The sequence below is a fragment of the Chitinophaga costaii genome (assembly GCF_900094705.1).
In the GTDB taxonomy this organism is placed as follows: domain Bacteria; phylum Bacteroidota; class Bacteroidia; order Chitinophagales; family Chitinophagaceae; genus Chitinophaga; species Chitinophaga costaii.
Genome location: NZ_FMAR01000026.1, coordinates 1 through 20,168, shown reverse-complemented (window position 1 = coordinate 20,168; position 20,168 = coordinate 1). Strand labels below are relative to the sequence as shown.

At 50.4% G+C, this 20,168-nt stretch carries 7 protein-coding genes; all 7 read right to left on the bottom strand.

Features of this window, described 5'->3' with window-relative positions; translation table 11 throughout:
* Positions 1–7,538 (bottom strand): LamG domain-containing protein (locus GA0116948_RS20335; protein ID WP_139111392.1); only part of this gene is annotated, 7,538 nt, incomplete at its 3' end.
* 57 nt (positions 7,539–7,595) lie between these two features.
* Positions 7,596–8,372 (bottom strand): hypothetical protein, encoded by a 777-nt coding sequence (locus GA0116948_RS20330; protein WP_089715664.1) that lies wholly within the window; start codon positions 8,370–8,372, stop codon positions 7,596–7,598.
* 24 nt (positions 8,373–8,396) lie between these two features.
* Complete coding sequence (locus GA0116948_RS20325) at positions 8,397–15,158, bottom strand: hypothetical protein (protein WP_089715662.1); 6,762 nt, start codon at positions 15,156–15,158, stop codon at positions 8,397–8,399.
* Positions 15,155–15,691 (bottom strand): hypothetical protein, encoded by a 537-nt coding sequence (locus GA0116948_RS20320; RefSeq protein WP_089715660.1) that lies wholly within the window; start codon positions 15,689–15,691, stop codon positions 15,155–15,157. The genes GA0116948_RS20325 and GA0116948_RS20320 overlap by 4 nt, the downstream gene beginning before the upstream one ends.
* On the bottom strand, positions 15,688–16,782 hold the full coding sequence (locus GA0116948_RS20315) for a DUF928 domain-containing protein (RefSeq protein WP_123891879.1): 1,095 nt from the start codon (positions 16,780–16,782) through the stop codon (positions 15,688–15,690). The genes GA0116948_RS20320 and GA0116948_RS20315 overlap by 4 nt, the downstream gene beginning before the upstream one ends.
* Positions 16,783–16,795: 13 nt before the next feature.
* Positions 16,796–19,204 (bottom strand): hypothetical protein, encoded by a 2,409-nt coding sequence (locus GA0116948_RS20310; protein WP_089715657.1) that lies wholly within the window; start codon positions 19,202–19,204, stop codon positions 16,796–16,798.
* A 498-nt stretch (positions 19,205–19,702) separates the two neighbouring features.
* A complete protein-coding gene (locus GA0116948_RS20305; protein ID WP_123891878.1) occupies positions 19,703–19,924 on the bottom strand; it encodes a hypothetical protein in 222 nt (73 codons plus the stop codon).
* Positions 19,925–20,168 lie beyond the last annotated feature (244 nt).

The following is a 20,168-nucleotide window of genomic DNA, read 5'->3' as shown; positions in this document are numbered from 1 at the left end:
TGCCGCAAACGGTTAGCCGTTAGTTGCCCGTTATTATCCTTCGGGTAAATATAACTCAACCGGTCCATATCCGCCTGGCTCTCCACCACGTTGGCAGTGGTGGCATGGGAGCCGTTGCGGTTAAAGAAAACAATATTACCGTTCCCGTCGTACTTGATTTGTTCTTCGTAGGCTTTTACCGCCTGTGCCGCGCTCCAGGTGGTGCCGGCGCCACTTAGCACATGTTGCTGCATGTGCAGTAAACGGTTCAACTGGTCATAATGATAAGCATACCCCACCGGTGTACCGCTAGTTAAATTACTGTAGGCCAGTGTGCTGCTACTGATATTGCCATTGAACAACGCCTGTCCGCCCACGTCTCCCGTCTGGTGCTGGTAGGATAGTCCCAGCGCGGTAGCAGCACTATTAATAGCCTGGTAGTCATTATCAAAGTAATTGAGCGAAAAGGAGATTGCATCCCGTGCGATGGTAGAAGAAGGGCTGCCGGTAATGCCATCTCCTCCTATATCCTGGGTACCGTTTGCGGTATTGCCGTTCACGCCTTTCAGCCAGCCCTGCAACGTGTAGGCGTAGTCTATTCCCTGCAAGCCACGGCTACCGCCAATCAGCTCCCGGCCCAGCGGGCCGTGATAGTAGTATTGATAATGGGCGTCCTGTTTGGCATTCAGCAGCTCCCAGGGAGCCGTTGCGCTCAGGTTAGCAACGCTGCTGGAAACATCTGTCAATCTGTTTTCCGCATCGTAATCATATTGATAATAAAACTGGTCTGGTTTGCCAAACTGGTAGCGCACTTTGTTCACTTTGCCGCTCACTAGGTCAAACTGGTAATCCGTTTGCCGCAACCCTAAGCCGGGTACCTGCTGCCAGAGCGTGGAGACATTGCCCAGCGGATCGTAGGTGTAAAAGCTGATCGCGGATTGATCGTCTGTAGTTGTGAGTAGGTCACTGTATTTGCTGTAAGATACGCGCTTGCGCAGGTTGGCCTGGGTACTGCCCAGCGTAAGGCTGCCTGCATAAGGCTGATCGTAAAAAGAGCTGGTGATCTGTTCTTTACTCCCACTGGCGGCAAAAGTGCTGATGGTGGCGTCTGTCAGGAAATCCGGCGCAGGCAGGGCCGGACTTACCCCGGTTTTCTGACCTACTTCCGTAATGCGACTCAGTACATCGTATAACGTATAGCTGTATACGTTACCCTGCGATGCCTGTTGGGCATTTTGCGATGCCACGATCCGGCCCAGCTTATCATACCAAAACTTACTTACCCCACCATCCGGCGTTTGCTGCTGAATGGCCTGGGTCATAGCGTTGAAGGCATAATTGCTTGTGATCCGGTGCTGTGGAAATACCTGGGAACGCTGGGTTTCGGTGGTGCTACCGTCTGCCAGGGTGGTGGAGGTATTTGGTGACGGCACGTTAAACCGCGACCATAATTGCAGGACGCTAGTTAATGAACCTGTTATGCCCAAACAGGGATCCTGCGCATCTGCCAGTATCTCCGCCGCCGTCATGATGCGGTTATAAAAGCGTAGGTGTTTAAGCATACTCAAATCCTGCGTTACCTGAACAGAAGCGGCTTGGGCCGTGATTTCAAAGCTGCAGGTGCCATTGGGCGCATTAGTAACCAACGGGCAGCTTACGCCGTTCACGTACACCGACATGGTGCCGGAGGCGATATTGCTACCTTGCAATACCAGGTGAGTCCACTGTTTCAGCGGCAATACCGCATTCATATCCACGGCAATGTGCGCGGAAGTGGAATTCATCTCCAGTTCCGTGGCTACTGACTGGCTCATCGGGTACAAGTCCAGGTGCATATAACGCCCGTCCAGGCAGGTCACCAGCAGGAACTGGTTGCTGCCCGTAGCAGTGATCAGTTGCGAAGTCGTATTATTCGGATTATACAGCCACATTTCTATGGCCTTGCTGGTACCCGTCAGCGCCGTATTTAGCTGCGACAAGGCTGTATTCTGATCGGTATTTGCAGTAGGGCCGTTGTAAGTGCAGGTAGTGGGCTGGGTGCGGGCCAACTGTACTTGCGACAGCCGGGCGCCATCTAACAGATCCACCCCTTCCGGTGGCACCGTGCGTACGAGATTCCCAGCCTGATCGTAGTAATACAAGGTATAATGATAAATCTGTTCCTTCACCTGCATATTAGCCTGCACTTGGGCGGCACTGCAGGTATTGACGTAACGGGTACGGAAATGTTGTTTCACCGTATCGATATAATAATCGTACTGGCGAAGCCCTTCTGAAACTGCGTTATCAATCAGCCCTTTGGCACAATCCAACGGATCCTGCGGAATGCTGGCGTACACCGGCTGATTGCACAACAGCAGGGAAGTACTGCTGGGAGCCGCGTATATTGCTTGGCGGAAGGCCGCGTAATCCGCTTCACCCAGGGTAAAACCCCAGCGCTGGTTCAGGTAATTGGTTAGTATCGTACTGTAAATAGTCTTGGTGGTATCCAGGCCTGTCCAACCTTCGGCTGCAAAGGCCGCCAGCCCAGCGTTAAACTGGGTCACATTCAGGCAACCCACATTATTGGGATCCATAAATACAGGCAGTGTAATGACCTGATCCAACAGATATCGGCAGTTAGAGCAGGAATTCACCAAGCTATTCACCTGAGCGGTGGTGAGCGTCATACTGGCTGCATAGTGCGTGCGGAGGTAATCATAAAAAGTAGCCGGATGGGGGCTGGCCGCCGCGTAGTCCGACTGCAGCGCTGTAATCCTGGCACACACGGCTGCGTTTGTGGCGCCGATTTGCGGCATGCCTGCCTGCACCGGGGTATTGTAAGGATAAGGATTATCCAGCAGCCAGGGATTACAAAGCATCTGGTAGGCACTCATGCCCAGTATGCCTTTGATAGCATCCCGGAAAGAAGTATAGCCGCCAGTGCCGGTAAGTCCCGGCGCCGTGGTGCTGGATCCATACGCATGGCTGCTGTCGCCACCTTTGCTGCAAATGTCTATTAGCGTGGACCGGAGGAGGGCGCGCTTGGTGGTATAGGTGGTTCCCAAAGAAGTGGTCATACAACTATCCAGGAGTTGCATCCAGGCATCCGCGGTGTTTTCACAATTGGTATGAATCTGGTCGGCGATAGCGCTGAGCGTAACATTGCGGAGTGAATCTTTATTGTTAGGAAACGACGGTGTGGTATAATCATCCAGGCGGGAGACCTTGTTGGCATAAAGGGGGGAACACCCTGGCGTAACACAGGTTACGCTTTGAATGTAATTTTCAGCATCGGAATATTCTCCTGGCCCATAATTACTCTTTACATAAACTGAACTTTTCCCGGTAAAAAGGTCGAAATCCGCCGGATATGTTTTGGTAATGATATGCTGCGGTACCTGGTGGTTGTTTACGAAAGTTATACAGGCTATCGTTATCGTCACCGTAGTACTATAAGGAATAGGATGGGCCCCAGGCGTATACCTGACATAAAAAGTATCAATTAACGGGTGCCCGGCAGTAACAGGTACCAACGAGAAGTTATTGGCATAATTACACTCCGCGACCGGAGTGGTAATAGCTGCCGCTGATATATCCCCGGCAGTGCTCATCGTCTGCGATTGGGGCGCAGTGGCGCTTGCGGCCACTCGGGAGGAAATATTGGCCCGGCAGGCATACACATAAGCATGTGCGAAGTAAGACAAATTCCCGTTATAATTGACGGACATGCAATTGTAATACCGGGGCGCCACCTGGCAGGAAGTGGGGATTGGATAAATAAAGCCTTGCGTGCTGTTCGGACGGATTATATAAAGAGAATCTGCGGAGGAGAAGGAGGTATCTGACCATTGATAAACCGCATTCACATTAAAGGTCGAGGTAGTGCCATCGCAGGTAGCGCATTTCCAGATATTGTTCACATCGGTAAAAGTCTGCGGATTGGGATTACTCCCCACATATACTTTTACACAGCCATGGGCGGGAATAACATTGGCATTATTGCAGGGCATAACGTCAATACCATAGTTGTATCCTCCTCCGTAGTAAGTATTGGTACTAGTCTGTGACTCTACCCGTAATATGGTTGCGTTATCACAAATACAAGTTACCTCCCCAATGGAGATCAGGTTAATATCGATCCTGGCATCATAATAGAAATTCAAGGAATCGTCCAACGGAGTGAAGTTCAGCGTGGTAGTGGCGTTCAGGCCATTATATTCGGGAGGATAGTTCAGCGTAACCACGGCATTTTTCCCTACCGGATCACGGACGCTGATTACTTTGGCAAATTTAAAGCCGGCGCTATCCGCCTTGGAGGAAGCCACAATGGTAAAATTCAGCGGGGAAGGGCAACTGGTACCCGTCATCGGCGGCTCCGTGCCTATGGCACACATGCTCCCGCAATAGGCCTGCCGGGCCAGGGAATAATATTTTTTCTTTAACTCGAAGTACAACTGGGAATACAATCCCCATTCCCGGTCAATTATACGGCAGGCCGTGGCAGGTGTACAGCTATTCCAGGCTTCTAACTCAGTTGGATGGGACGCTGCATTGGTTTGTATACTGGCCGTGGTATCCGCGCAATACAGTTCATAATCTACATATTGGCTCAGGCCTTTTACGCTGAGGTCTGTATTGGTAACGCCCATCACATCCCTGGAATAATTGGCCAGGTCGCTTGCGAACTGCGACGAGTAACCGCTGCCCAGCGCACCGGAGGCAAAGAAAGGATCGGCCGTCATAAGCCAGGATGATACGTACTGATAACCTGCGCCATGAAAGAATAAAGGAATATCACTCGCTTTGGTATACACTTCCTGAATCTGTTTATCCCACGACAAGTAGGAGCCATAGGTATTGCAGAAGCTCAACCCGCACTGTTCCGGATGATACTGCACGAACTTCAATCCCCATTCCGGTTCCCAGTATTGTACCAGCATGGCCAGGGTAAAAGTCGTATCACAGGGTGAAGTGGTCGTATTGTCCGCCAAGGTGATCGTTGTAGCTGAATAAAGGGAATCGCCGACATGTTTTACCGGGAAGACGTCACGCCAGTGTTGAAAAATCACGTTAATGTCCTTTTCCAACGGTTGATAACTGGAATCAAACAAAGCGTACTGGCCACCCGGACTTACATCGCCCGCCATTTGCTGGCGTAGTTCATCGCATGCATTGCTCTGGCAGTTGGCCATGGAAGCCTGGCATTTGGCATACAAGGAATCGTATAACTTGTTAGCCCAGTTGTTAAAAGTTATGCTGTCACCCGCTACTGTTTTGCCGCTATCGGCCACAAAACGTGCATACAGCCCATTAACGAACGTAGGTTTGTCGCCCAGACTGGCCTTGCAGGTCGTGCAATCTGAATAACAATCCATGAAATTGCTCTGATCCAGCTGATCCTGTATAAATTGATAACGCGTTTTCAGGTTGGTATTCCTCGCCACAAAATCATTGGCGAAGGCCTCGATCACATCGGGATTGTAGGATAATTTAAAGGTAATATAGAACTCCCCTATCTTACCAAAATTCACGTTAAAATTACCGTTATACTTGCCCGTTGCATTGCAATCGGACACCGTACTGCCGATCTGTACCAGCTTATCAGACGACTGCATCAGATCATTGCCGCAATCGTCCGTAATGGTAATGTGCAGGTCATAATAACAGTTACTGCAGATGATCACCCCGTTCTGCACATATTTTTCAATGAGCTTGTCTGCTGTATAGGTGAAAGCCGCATTGCCGGTGGTGTTGGCCAGGTAGGTGGCAGACCCTGTGATGGAAAGTGTGCTGGGGTCGAACTGGAAATCTCCTGGTTGCAATACAGTAACATTCATAAGATTAGCCCCTGGCTTGGAATCCAGCGGGGAAAGACTTGTTGGCGTTTCCCCTGCCAATGCGGTGGCAATGGTTTTGCCCTCCATGTTTTGGTAAGAAATACTGAGCTGGCCATTAGCATCCTGCACCATATTTTTCAGGTAATGGCTGGTATTGCCTACATCATTACCAAAGAGGCGGTCTATTTCCCAGGCCAGCGGCTTTCCATAGTAATATCGGGTGGCATGGCCTCCATCCGTATTATTGGGCTGAAGCGGAAGGCCCACGCCGCCCTGCACGCTTACCCGACCAGTGTTATCCGCTGTGTAAGCCGTCACAGCCAGCGGGTACCCGGCGGCGTCTGGGATGTATTTCAGGAAAGGCCGGGCTGCTACCAGCGTGGCATTTGCGGCAAATTCGTTGTTGGCAGAATAATAAGCCGCCGCGCCAACCGTGTTTTTCAGCGGCTGTGGCAGGGGAATACAGGCACCATCCTGCTGCGGGTCTACATCTTTGTAGCTGTAAGGAATGTTGGTACCGGTATTACTCAGGTTCAGGCTCCGGTAATATTCCAGGGCCTGTTTATTGATGGGCGCGGGCAATATGTTAGCCACGGAACGGCCAAAACGGTCGTACACATTTTCCTGCACTACCGCGATGTTATCGGAGTTATTCAGCGTTACAGCCTGGCGATTGCGCAAGCTTCCATCCAGATAGGAAATCACCTCCTTCTTTTTCCCCTCTTCTGCAAAAGAAGCGCTGTATTGCCAGTTTAAACGGGGCTGATGCCAGGGCGCGCTTAGTAGTACCACGGCCTGTGAAGTGGTGGAAGTGGTTTGCGTGGCATTCCACAGGGTCATCTGGTATTGCCAGGGCTGTTCGTTCCGGAATCCGCTGGTATAACTTACCCGGCGTATCCGCAACAGCAGATAGGCGTCGTAAGAAATCACGTTGATATTATAACTGGCTGCATTACCCAGGGTAACGCGGGTAGCGTTATTGCGGAACATGACGGCCAGTGCAGCATCTGCCGTAGCCGTGCCATTCACGGCCAGTTGTCGTCCCGGGTCAGATTCCTCATCTACATAAGTCCATTCCAAATCATATTCTTCGGCTGTATTGTCCGTAGGGAATAATACGTTCACCTGTGCCGAGGTGGTATCCAGCTGGTTTAGAGTTACCTGTGCAAGATTACCCGAAGTAAGTTGGGCGGCAGCCGTTTTCAGCAAAGCGGCCGTTTTGTTGCCACCTTGTGGAGTGGTGTAAGAACGGTCTACGATCACCTGGCTGCTCAACAAGAAAATGCCTGGCAGAGCATCACCCAGCTCCGGGCTTTTGATGTCGTTCACGGTGAGCTTCACCTTATATCCGTTCATGAACTGATAGATGTCCTGCGGCGCATATACTGCGCCGGTGGCGGTGTCATAACTTATTTTAAGTGGTACATGGGCCACTACCACCGGATCCTGCTGGTCTGGCCTGCTCCAGTACTCCACTTTCAGGTCTACGTTCACCGTAAACTTTTTGGTCAATACCATCAGCGTATCCCGCCAAAGGCTAAAGGTCACCACGTTGGTAACGGAGCGGTTGCTAATGGAAGTCCAGTCGATCGCGGAATTCTGGAATTTCTCATCCTTCACCAGCAAGGTGTCTCCCTTTTTTATATGGCCCTGCAATACTTGACGGTAAGGCTCAATGGCGGCCAGCGCACTACCGGCCGCAAATAAAAGGGGCAACAGCAAAAGGGCGATTTTTTTCATCTGCAGGTATGTAAGTCTCATGAACTTCATGGCACGGGATCAAATAAATGGAAGCAATTAATAACTGGTAGTCAACTCATACCCGGTAAAGCGCCCTGCAGGTACCCAATGGTCCTTACCGCCGCTTACATATTGGGCTGCGACAAACAGGCCGGGCTGTGCGTCGGTCCGCCATTCATCCACTGTAAGCTGGTATATCCTGTCTGCGTCCTTGTTCAGTGGATCTGCGAGATCTGTCATGCGCATGTACAGTAATGAAGGCAGGCCTACCGCTGTATCGTATTCCATCCGGAATTCCTTGCAACTGACGTGACGCTCGCACAAAAAACGCATCTTCACTTTGCTTTGCAGGGTATCCGCGGTGATCTCATAGTCTTCTCCTTCCCACATCTTTTCCAGGTCGGCTTCCGGTACTAACGACGGCACCATCAGTTGCTGAGATTCCCCGATCGTCATCTTGCGGAGATCATGGTTTATGGTAATGAACAGGCCGGATAATGCCACCATTTCCTGTGCTCCTACCCGGTAATAATATTCCTGTCCCCGCCGGCTGCAGGTGAAAACGGCATGCAGGTCATTGCCGCTGTCTGCCGGGTTATGGGCGTCCATATGGCCGCTGGCATAAAACACCTGCATCGACATTTCCCGGTGTATAATGCGGATCATTTCTGTCAGTATCGCCTGCTGACCAGCCGTATACCGGGGCGTTTGCTTTGCCGCCGGTTGTGGGGGCGGTGGCTGTTTCCAGATGCGATGGATAGCAGGAGCGGCAAAGACTGCCGCGATACCCAATACTAAAATGCCCGACAAGAGAATAGCATAATATCTTTTCATAGCGGATGTTTAATGATTACGGTTTTACTGCCCTTTACGATACGCCGAGCGGGTTTCTTTAATTGTCATGATACCCCGGTCTGTTTCCTTTTTGAGGCGCACCAGGGTACCCTCTTCATCGTATTCATAGAAGGTGGCAAAATTGTTCTCGTCCATTTCTGCCATCAGGCGCAGCGTCTGGTCATCATAGGAATAAGTCTTCATTTCCGCATCAAAAGGAAATATGCGGATGTCATCTAAGCGTATGGATGCACCTCCCTGTATGACCACCTGAATGCGGCGCGGCGTAGGCGCCACCTGGCTTAGATCAATGGTGCCTTCCACCAGTTTCCATCCCTCCACGGTAGCTTTACGCTTCAAGGTAATGGTCGTGGTGATGTTTCCGGAAACCGTCACAGTAATCCCCGTGGCATTGTCCGTAAGCGGTTGCCCATCATTGATCCAGGCGGAGAAGATATATTGCTTTCCGGCCACCGGGTTAAAGCCAGAAGGATATAGCCCAAGGATATCCCTGCGTACATATATTCCCGCCGAATCGGTAGACAGGTAGGGCTGTGTTTTCTGCTGCACGGGATGCACCAGGCAATTTAGGGTAATGGTGTTATAGCACTTCAGGCTGTAACGGCCGGAGTGGGACTGGGTACTGTCTAGCCATGAGCTGTAGTTAGTCCCTACTATTCTTCGGATATTAAAACTATCCCGGTCGCATTCAGCACTACCATTGCAGCCATTGCGGAAATAATAATCGTCGAATGCGTCATAAAACATTTCCCGCTGCTGTGCGTTAGACGATACCGCCGCTGGCAGTTGGCCGTTAAAGCTATAAATGGCACCGCTATAACGGTTCAGTGCATCATGGTTTTCCAGTTCCTGTCCATATTTGTCGTACAGTGTCACATACCGGGCGCTGATCCATTTGGCCGCATTGGCAGTGGCTACGCCCCATTTCAGGTTGGCACTGTCGTAATACCAATAAGGGGTAAAAGAAAGAAAATAACCGCTTTTTCGCACCAGGGGGCCGGAGCCTGGGGCATTGAATACACCCTGATCCGTGCGGTTCACCTCAAATACTTTATCCTCTGAAGGACGCCAATTGCCCTGCAAGCCTGCTGTATAAGGATTTACTACATTCACCGGTGCTATATCACACTGGGTATTATGATCACAGATGTAAGCGGGGCCTCCATCGCAACTGTAATGGTAGGTAATACTGCCATCCGGATTAACAATATAAGTTTCCACGTCGTTACGGCCTTTCAGGCTGCCGGTGCTATAGGTTACCAGGTTAGCCACCGGAGAATTTTTGGAGTTGATCAGGTCTGTTTTATTGGTGGTATTGTATATCTGTGCCGCCACCGCAGTTTCTGTGCCCCTATTCCGCGCTTCCACACGCAGTTGGTGTTGTCCTGCTGTATTTACATGGAAAGGGCGGATACGCCATTGCTCCAGGTTATTGTAATTATCGTCTATCACCTCATCGATCAACTGGTCGTCTATATAAACCCTTCCATAATTATCCGCGCCAAATCCCAGGTAGAAATCACCGGAGCGGGGCAGGTTCACACAGGTGATAAAGCCCCTCAGGGATACATCGGCGACACTTGTACCGGCCCACCAAATACCTTCCGCATAAAGTCTTCCACAGCCGCTCTCCACCTGTACAGCCGCAGGAGAGGCATTCGTTTCGCTGCTTGCCTGTAGCCGCATAAGTTGCAGGCTATCTCCCGCACTGGCCAATGTTGTTATACCAGCGGTAACCGAATTGGTGCCGGAACAGGCTCCTCCCCAATACGATCCTTTTACGGAATCTGTGATATTGCCTTGGGCATCAAAAATAAACGCACCGCGATCCCCGTAAAAATGACTTACACTGCCTGCTGCCAACTGAAAGTCTGTCCTATAAACAGAATCCGGCCTTTTCACACAGGTAAGCCCATCGGTGCTCAGCGCATATCCTGCAGGACAGGTAGCGCAAGGCCGGCGCTGTCCCCAGTTCTCGTCATACAGGGTAGTTTGTGCGCTCACCACCTGCTTGGCCGCCAGTTCCAGGTTCTGGCGCAGGTCAAACACCGGGTTGTCGCTACCGCTGACTGGGTTATTGAGCATGGCAAAACTGGCAGTGCCACTGGTCAGTTGGTTCCGGTAACCAGAACGATATACTTTTATGTATCCGCTAAAATCACGCTTTAGTGAACCATTGTTGTCTACTAGCCGGACAGCCTGGCCGGCTGGTGAGGTATCGCTATTTTTCCCAGAAGATATTACCCAGTAATGTTTTCCCGTTTGCAGGTCCATCACTTCATCTCCTGGTGTCATATAACCGGCAGCTATGGCGTTCAGCACTCCGCTTCCATTGGTAATAACGCCGGAATAGGTAGCATTCAGCGTCTTGTAAGCCCCGCCCATTTTCCCATAAGCCCAATAGGCCGGCATGGTCACAGCATACACCGGATCATCAAATTCATTATTGGTCTGCGTCACCACCGCTTCCCCAGTATTACGGTCGTATAGCAGATTCCTGGAGGTCACAGTAGAACCGTTGATCATCTTCACCACCTTATCCATAATACCACTGCACTGTATCACCTTCATGATACAGGCCGTGCGCAACAACTCATGCTCACTATTGTTATTCCGGGGCCAGTGGGGCAAAGGGAAAGGAATGCCCCAAAAGCCCGGCACCACGTCTGCCCCTATCTGGATGGTCTTGCCATCGTTATCGTTTTTAGATTCCCGCATGTCGGCATACATTTCTATTTCCCGGCCAATGGTCTGCTGTGGGGAAATGAGCCCATTCTCATCAATCACATCCACCGTATTTTTCAGACGCAGCCGGCCGGCGTCTGCTATCTCACTGCTGTAATGATATTCTGTGGAAGCAATGAGCTGTTTGCTCATATTATACGTGTAATCTCCCTTTGGTTTACCATGCATGTCGTTTAGCCGTACCACATATCCCTGCGACATCGACACTTCATGGCGGATATTGGCGCCAAAGAAACCGAAACCGCTGGAAGGATGGTTATCCGACACCAGCGGGTGATCCGTAGCAGAAACCTCCACCGGAAAATCTTTTGCTGTGTAAAAATCATGAGCAGTATAACCTGTACGGTACAGGGCGTCCGCTTTATGGGTTTCATCCAGGTCCCGCACCACTACGTGGCTATAGCCCACCTGGGGCCCAGGATACAAGGCTTCCCCAAAAGGCTGCTCCAGGTAAAACTCATTACTCAGCGCACCACGGATGTTTTGCGTATAGGGCACCGGCAGGTGCAGGGAATTTTCGTCATTGCCAATACCCGGCTCGTAACTGGCCACGCCGCTGCTGATCAAACCACCCGGTGTTTCCGTGCGGTATTCGTATTCCTGCCCATACACGGCATCGCTGTAATTAAGGCCGGCAGACATAGCAGCCCAGCGGTCGTTGATAGCAATACGTTTTACCCTTACGCCACCACCCATCTTGATGCCATTGCCTTTTACCACGCGCACAAAACTCTTGGATAAGTCTGTGGTACTGGCATAGGCCTTCCGGTAGGCCTTTTGGTCGAAATTCTCCCATAACTCAGATAGGTTTTTGATAGAATTCACAAGTGCAGTAAGCGTCGCCATGAAAGGGGCATTGTCTTTCGCCCGGTTGTTGTAACCAGGATAGGCGTACCGGGGGTACTCCGTGCGCATTTTTTGCCAGGCGGCCAATTCCATGGGATTGGTTGAGATATTGCCCCCACTTTGCGGTTCAAATAATACCCATACCCGTTTAGGATTACTGGGGTCTTTTTTTACTTGCTTCACGGAAGCATAACAGGGAACATAATCGTAGGCGGCATCCGCGGTAATCTGGTTATTAGTGGTCATGTTCACGTACAGCTTAGTATACATTTCCTTATGACCATTTAGGTAACGCTGAATGAACCATCGGGTCAGCGTGGCGTCATTGGGCGCACCAGTGAGGTCATCCACATCTACGCTGATGCCCGCCGCATCCCGGATAGACGATGCGCCCCCATTCTCGTTAATGAGCGCCTGCACCTTAACCATTGCCATGGCACGCTGGTCCTGCACATAAGCATAATCGTTCGATTCATAGTCCACCGAGATCACCCCCCCCGAAGGCAGGGTTATTTTGTTCAGGTTCCATTTTGCCGCGTTTTGCGCAGCGGTAGCGGAATCCTGGGTACTGTAGGGGAACTGGTCGTTGCGCAGCGCGCCCAGGCCAGCCAGGGCGTTATTGGCTACGGGTTTAAAAGTACCCCAGCGATCCGAGCACATATAATCATAACCCTGGTTATTAGTATATTCAAAAAAGTACGGATGATGCTTACCTTTTGTTGAACTACCATATTTGAAATACAGGCTTTTGAGGGTAAGCTTGCCCTGGCCGGCGGTGATCCCGTTAGGAATATTGGGACATAGCGAGTAGTCATAATTGAGCACAACTGTCTTAATGGGTTTGGCCGGATCGGCCTTAGAATACAGTCGTATTTCCTTCAAATAACGCTGCCGGGATCCTGTATTCTGAACGCCATTGAAGTCCGTAACCCCGATGGCATCATTTCGCGCTTCCGTGATAAAATAAGCGATCTTGGTCCGCGTTTCGATGGATTGCAGGTAACAAAGCTCTCGCTGTCCAAAAATAATACTGCCTTTATCATCATCCGGATCAGCATTCAGCCCCCTGTTATAGGTAGCCTTGCCAGCGTCTATCGGCGTCCTCCAGTTGTAGGTAGCCGGGGCCTGGCTGTAATTGAATTTCACCGCCGTTCCCATATCATCATCCGTAATACCATCGCCGGTTACGTCCACGTAATCCGGCGACAGCACCGCCGTGAGCAAGAATGAAGCCGCATAAGCGGGCGTGATCTCATGGTGGTAGTAATTATCCACACCTGCGGTATGGTTAATCGTATTATTGCCGGCCAACGTGTAAGGCACCAGGTTTTTGGCAGCGTCGGCACCTGTGCCATTGGTGGCAAAGGTGTATTCGTCTTGCCGCAGATTATACACCGGTTGCCCATACACCATACGCCGGCCATCGTCGCCATTCACGGTGATCTGCGACAGGTGATGGCGCGCTCTTACGCCCGTCTGACGAACAGACATGCCTGGGGTACCCGAGGAAGCGTTCCCATTGCAGGTATAGGGCGCAGCGAGGTGCGTAGTATCTTCCAGGAAATTGTAATTGTATATCGCATTCGCCGCGTTGAAAGGCATTTCCCCTGCGGTAAGATAGCTAATGGAGGTCCGGCGGATCTCCCGTTTAGACTTTTTAAAGGACGCCACCGGCGTAACTACGTGGTCTTCTACCAGGGAGGCATTTGCCAGTTTATTGGTCACCGATACCTTTACTGCACTTTCCCCATGAATGGCGGTAAGGAACGCGGGGTCCATGGTGTTTTTTTCACCTACCACTTTGAAATAGGAAGCCTCGTCCGCCGTTTGCGCAGCAGCACTTTGATAATCTCCTTTTGCATTGTAATTATTGTCTGCCCTCCATTTGCCGGTACGGTCGCGGGCATTCTGGTTGTAGAGGCTCACCCCGCCGTGCACATAACCACCTAATCCCAGGTCCAGTCCATCGGTATTACTCTTCGTAATATCCTGGTGTGCGGGATCGTTCACCACGCCGGTGCTGTTACGGAACAGGCGGAACTGACCACTACCAGCCTGCCCGCTGTAGCTAAAGAGGTCCGGCGTGATCACAGGCACGGCCAGGTTGGGCAGGGAGGTGATCACGGGGTTGTCTTTTTCCCGCATACAGTCCAATAATGCGCTGTCCCTGTTAACACCTTTTTCTGCATACATATAACCATATTCCGGGTCTTGGCGTACCGTGGAAATAATCTCCCGGGTACTTTTATATCCCGTCATGCCTACGCCTGCGAAGGCGATCCAGGCCACACCGCCTATGTCCACGCTATAGGTGGAACTGGTGTTTCTATACCCGATACCGATATTGGGCGTAAAAGGCGGCGTATTAAAAGATATGACGGATTGCGCCACATCATAATTGGTGCTACCCTGTACCCCATCCATATCCTTACCGGTCACTCCAAAGGAAGCGCCCAGGTTCAGTGCTTTGAGGCCCTGCCGGGTATTATAGCCGAGGGAGGCGGAAAGCCCCATATTCACTGTTTTACTATCGGTTGCTTTTTCATACATACCGAGGGAAATTAAGGGCTTTACATCCACCCCGGAAGAGGTGTTAGAGTTCACACCTACTCCTAAGCTGCTGGTGAGCATACTATTAGGCTCTCCCACGAAGATTCCCACGTTAGCGCCTACTTCCGCGCCAATGCCTCGGTAGTTGTCGCTAAAAACGCCTACAGACAGGGAGCCGGAAAGCCCCGCCGCGTTCCAGCCAGCCAGTTCCCCTTTTATAGTACCCTTCCCTCCTATGGTCACATTGGGCTTAGTATAATGTTCCGTCCTTACACTGTCGCCACTAAAGTCGTCTGGGATACCGCGTAGCTGGCGGTTAATGGCACCCACGTTAAGGTTCCAGCCCAAGCCCACCCAACTGGCCTCGTCCTCCATACCAGTGCCGGAAGCATAGTTCAGGTTCACCGGGTAGCCGTCAATATCCAGGAGGGGTATATCATACTTGAATCCCCCGGAAAAGAGGTCTACCATATCACTGACGCCTGCCGGGGAAAACTGCCGGGCCTCCGGCGCCACGGGGCCACTGGTAAGCGCATGCACGCGCAGGGGCGTCAAAGTCTGTACAAGGAGGAGGCTCAGGAAAAAACAGGCAATCGCCTTTCTGCACTTTACTACATATATCATAGCCGCTTGCTTAAAGAGTCTATTTTTGCTGCTTGCAATAAATCAAATGAGAAAATCTGCGGCTGGCCGGTAAAGAGATGATCCTTGAAAATCAGGGATGCCTGTACCCCATTCCAGTTGCGTCTTTCAAAACCCACGAGGTATTCAATGCCCCGTATATTTCCTTGGGGCATACGTTCCGCGTAAATGGCCGGCAGGGTATCCCCGTCCAGCACCAGGGCAAACAAAGTATCCAGTCCATAACTGAACGCCGGTCCATGAGGCAGCGGCGTACCGGCAGGCAGCAGCACTACCTGCAGGCGAAAGTCCATTTCCGTCTCATCCGCGCCGTCTGTCTTTGGCACTTGTTTTTCAAAAGCCTGCCAGCGCACAGGCAGGTAAGCGCATTGCATACGGGCTACCTCCGTTTGCCGGGAAGCCACCAAACCGCCGTTCCGGTCACCCATCATCTGCGCAATCGCTTTCCGGGGGTCTGGTTTACATCCTGCCCATAATAGGAAGGCCAAACCCAATAACTTCAGGGGATTATTCATTGCTGCGGGTCTTTGTATTGAAAGCGTAATTTCTTTTCCGTTCCGGAAGGCAGCATCACTGTCAGCAGGTAATAGTTACCATCCCGGAAAGCCTTGTTATTCTGCAGGTCTATACGCAGGTTATTAAGGCCATGCTGTAATTTTATTTCCGGCAACGATTTCACCTTCACAGAAGGATCGGTAATGCATGTAATAATATACTGCAGGGTGGTTTTATCGTATACGTTCTGCACAGAAAACTGCAATGCACCCATGGCCAGGTAGAAATTGGCCCTCACCAGGTCTTCAATATCGCGGAACGCATCTACCGGTAACGCAGGCGTACTGTCTTTGCACACCATGCTGAAATCCCACACTTCGGAGTCCTGCAATACCAGGTCGCCCTTATAGGCAGTTACCTGCCATACATAATGATGGCCTTCCTGCAACTCCGGCGCGGAAGGCGGGAAAAAGAGAAAAGGCCCGGAGATGCCCACCTGGTTTACTAATGGGAGGTTATAATGCAATGCCTCTATAGGAGCCTGTCCTTCTTTGATCTCGGTGAGTACCAGCCGGTATTGCATACCTGGCACTAAAGGCAGCAGGGGCTGCCAAAAAAAGGAAGGCCGCTTGTCGCAGAGCTGGTCTTTTTCTGCAGGCGTAGTAAGCAACAAAGGAGAAAAAGGCTCCAGTTCATAATCAAAGCACTGATTGCCTTCTATATCCTCTCCTTTTTCCGTGGACAGCTCAAAACAGTATTCATAATCCCCGGCCGGGAAAAAACCGGACTGCCGCAGCAGTGAAGCGCCCTGCCCCTGCGCAAAGTTGATCGAGGCGCGCTGCACGGCGGCAGCCGGCACAGAATTTACGCCCCGTATTACCTGGAATGGTGGCGTTTTGAGCGTTACCATCCTAGCACCACGTGTATCCGTTACCGTTACCAGCAAACTGGCTACGCCGGGATTGCCGCTATTGATGAGTTTAACTTTCAGCAGCCCGTCCAGTGTGCGTCCCTGCACGGCAGGCACAAACACAAAAGACACCTGGGCATGGGACTCCATACCGGTAGCCAGGCACCACATTAAACCAATTAAAAATCTGACCTGCTTCATAAGCTATACTCCTTTAAAATGCGTAATGCAAGGCTACTTCGCTATGGAAAGTGCCATACAAATAATTTTGTGGCGTGTTGTGAAGGTTCCTGCGGCAATCCAGGTACAGCGAAGTACTCAGGCGCTGGGACAGGATGGCGGTCAACGTCTGTTTCAATCCTGCCTGCCGTACCACCGGCAGGTCGCTCAGGTAGGTAATACCACTGCCGCAGCTTAGGGATTTCAACAAGGTGTAATTATAGATCGCTTCTGCGTTAAACATATTCCCATACAGCGCATTGTCCTTTACGTCCTTGTTATAAAAAACATTCAAGGACACCACGTTGCTGTTCAGTACTACGTTATGGTTCAGGTTCACATTCAGTAACAGGCTTTTAAGACTGCCCACGTTCATCTGCTGCATGCCCATGGTTACATTGCTGCTCTGGGCAATCCCCCACCAATGGGTGCTGGCCTGGGAGGAGACAGAAACCTGCCGTGTCACGAAGTCGTTACTGTGATCGGTGGAAGCCGTGTTTTTCATGGTGGATTGGCTGATGCGGGCGCTCAGCGAGAAATTGCGATCTAACTTATAACGGGCATCCACGCTATATTGCTGGTTGCGCCATGCATCGCTGCCGTCCGGAGAGTTGTGGATGGTACGCTGATCTGTTTTAATGCCGATCACCAATTTATTACGATACCAACTACGTTTCAGGTTGATCCCGTAACGAATGCTGCCCCGGGTACCAAATGGGGCCGCCGGGTTGTTATAAGACATACCGGAATAACTGATGTACTCCCGGTGCGAAAGGTTCCATTCGTCCACCATGCCGTTAAAATCAAGGCCGGCAGAAAATGTCTGCCAGAAATCGTTCATCAACGTGAGCGCGGCGGCTTTCCCTGCAGAAGCATAGTCGCTGCCGGTAGTCGCATTACTGAAAGTATTAGCAGATTTTCCCAAATCCACGTCTAGCGTACCATAGCTGCCCACATGCATACTTTTGGAGAAGGTACCCACGAAAATATTCCGGGGGAGTGCCATTGTAGAAAACTGGCTCATATTGGTATTCTTGCTATTGGCATTTACAGCTCCCACCAGGCTATGTGGCTGATCGGGCATACCTTTGCCCAACTGCAGCATTTCCATCATGTAACCCGAGCCTTCCAGCGAATTGCTGAAGGGAGCGTCTTTCAGGGTGCTGAAATCCTGCCGGGTACCAGCTCCCAGCATGAAAGATTTATCATTTTTACCCAGGAAAGTACCTTGCGCCCCTTTCATGAACAAGCCGGACACGGTACCGGCACTGCCGCCGGCAGCAAAATTGCCAATGTTCAAGCTTTGCGCTTTAAGCATCAGCTTTTGTACAAAATTCAGTGGCAGTAGGGTTTTGTCAGTTTCCGCCTGTTGTCCTTCTTCCTGCATCCATTGCGTGATCTTCCCGTTTGTATTATTTTGCACATGCAAGAGGTCCTGGGGAGCCTTATTTCCATACTGCTTTTTAAGGGCATACAATTGCTGCAGGTAATCATCTGAAATCCGCTCCTGCAGGCTATCCCCGTCTGGCAACCGCTGTTTTACGGCATTACGCAACTGCGCACTGTCCAGGTAAAACAACTGGTCCGGGGATATGACATTTCCGATGCCACCCCTACCCGCTACATGATACAGGCTGTCCATCCGCTGCGTGATATTCCGCAGGTCATTGCCAGCGTAAGTGCGCAGCGCATCCCCCACGTTAACATCCTGCAGGAAATATTTACGGAGGTCATAATGCTGGTTTACCAGGCCTTCCAGCCTTTTGCGGTAAGCGTCTTTATCGAAAGAAATTTTGGTAAGACTCTGGTCGGAATACCCAGGCTGAAAAGCGGAATGCCCGGAAATATTGGTGTAATTGATGTGAAACGGAATATTGGCCACTACCGCTTCATCACTGAGCTGCGCAGTGTAACCGGATTGTATTACAGAAGATCCGCTATTATCATAAAAAGCAGTTACGCCTGCTCCTTGAAATTGATTATCGAGCGCTATTTTCCGCATGGAAGGCAATATGGGCAAAGGATCCTGCAAGGCATAAAAACCTCTGAGTTTTTTATCCAGGTAAGACCGAAGCCTGGCAGAATCTTTCAGCACGGCCGCCTGCTGCTGCAGGCTATGCAAGTGGGATGCCCCGCTGGTCTGCTGCACATAACTGAGCAAGGCATTACGGGCTGTATTATTCAGGCCTGTGTCAGGCCTTCCTGTAAGCAACGATTCCTCCTGCTGCAATGGCGCATACCGGTGGTTCAGAGAATCAATCAATATCCGTCGTGCCAGGGACCCGTATAAAAATTGTTTATAGGTGCTGTCTGCCGGCCGCGTACCCGGAAACATAATAGGTTGCTGGGCCAGGGCAGGCACACAAAACCCCAACAGCAGCACAAGGCATGCAGTTCTCACCATACAAAGATGGATTTGAAAATGAAGAAACATAGGGACAACGTCCATTGCACGGATACAACGGAAAAAACAACACCCTATCAGCGCATTACATTCATACTACAGATAATAAGGCATTAAATTAAGGATCGAGCTTGGGCATACATTCGTCAGGCATATGAGACAGTTAAGGGAAAACAATAAATCAGGTAAGGGATTTAAAAGTTTTTAATATACTAACAACACGGGAACAATCTGGAATCTACTAACAACGCACCAGTACATTATCAATCGCTCAACAAAGGAATGAATTATTTTTCGAAAGTGCAACAGTATTTTTTACTGCCGCTATTTCACGAACTGTATAAAGAGAAAAATCAAGGGTCCTACCTCAATTAATCCTATTAAAACAAAATAACTAGATCCTTTGATTTTCTCATAGCCTACATTCATCTAAGACATTCGCACTCATAGAGGCTAAAAGCTTGTACTCACTTTCAAGAAACTACTTAATATCATACATCACCCATAACGGGTGAACCAAGTCAGTGCTTTGTGGGTTTTGTCCAGCAAGGCCATATTTTCGTACCTGACCGGCAGGTCCTTTCTCGCACATATTAGCAAATTCTGCTGCCCATTGGCTGCCAGACGTAATAGTGCTGCTTTAGCTGGTTGATGATGTGCCTTTCCGCTTTGATGATTTAACAAATATAACAAAATGATAAAAAGAGATAACTTTCTCATGGCATCAATAGCTATCAATGAACGGTAAAGGGCGATAGCGCGATGAAATAAACCAGGTAAGGGAATCAAAATTAAAGTGCACAATAACATAAGCTACAAACCAACAAACAAAGAAATTATAATAAAATCACCCGTGCATTTCCATCCCCAATCGAGTAGGAAGGTAGGGATTAATTCCCTACCTGTCCTCTCACACCACCGTACGTACCGTTCGGTATACGGCGGTTCCTTAATTTAGTTCCGA

Excerpts from the sequence above, each read along its gene's own strand:
- GA0116948_RS20330 (WP_089715664.1), bottom strand. The coding sequence starts at position 8,372 with ATGAAAAGATATTATGCTATTCTCTTGTCGGGCATTTTAGTATTGGGT.
- GA0116948_RS20325 (WP_089715662.1), bottom strand. The coding sequence starts at position 15,158 with ATGATATATGTAGTAAAGTGCAGAAAGGCGATTGCCTGTTTTTTCCTG.
- GA0116948_RS20320 (WP_089715660.1), bottom strand. The coding sequence starts at position 15,691 with ATGAATAATCCCCTGAAGTTATTGGGTTTGGCCTTCCTATTATGGGCA.
- GA0116948_RS20315 (WP_123891879.1), bottom strand. The coding sequence starts at position 16,782 with ATGAAGCAGGTCAGATTTTTAATTGGTTTAATGTGGTGCCTGGCTACC.
- GA0116948_RS20310 (WP_089715657.1), bottom strand. The coding sequence starts at position 19,204 with ATGGTGAGAACTGCATGCCTTGTGCTGCTGTTGGGGTTTTGTGTGCCT.
- GA0116948_RS20305 (WP_123891878.1), bottom strand. The coding sequence starts at position 19,924 with ATGAGAAAGTTATCTCTTTTTATCATTTTGTTATATTTGTTAAATCAT.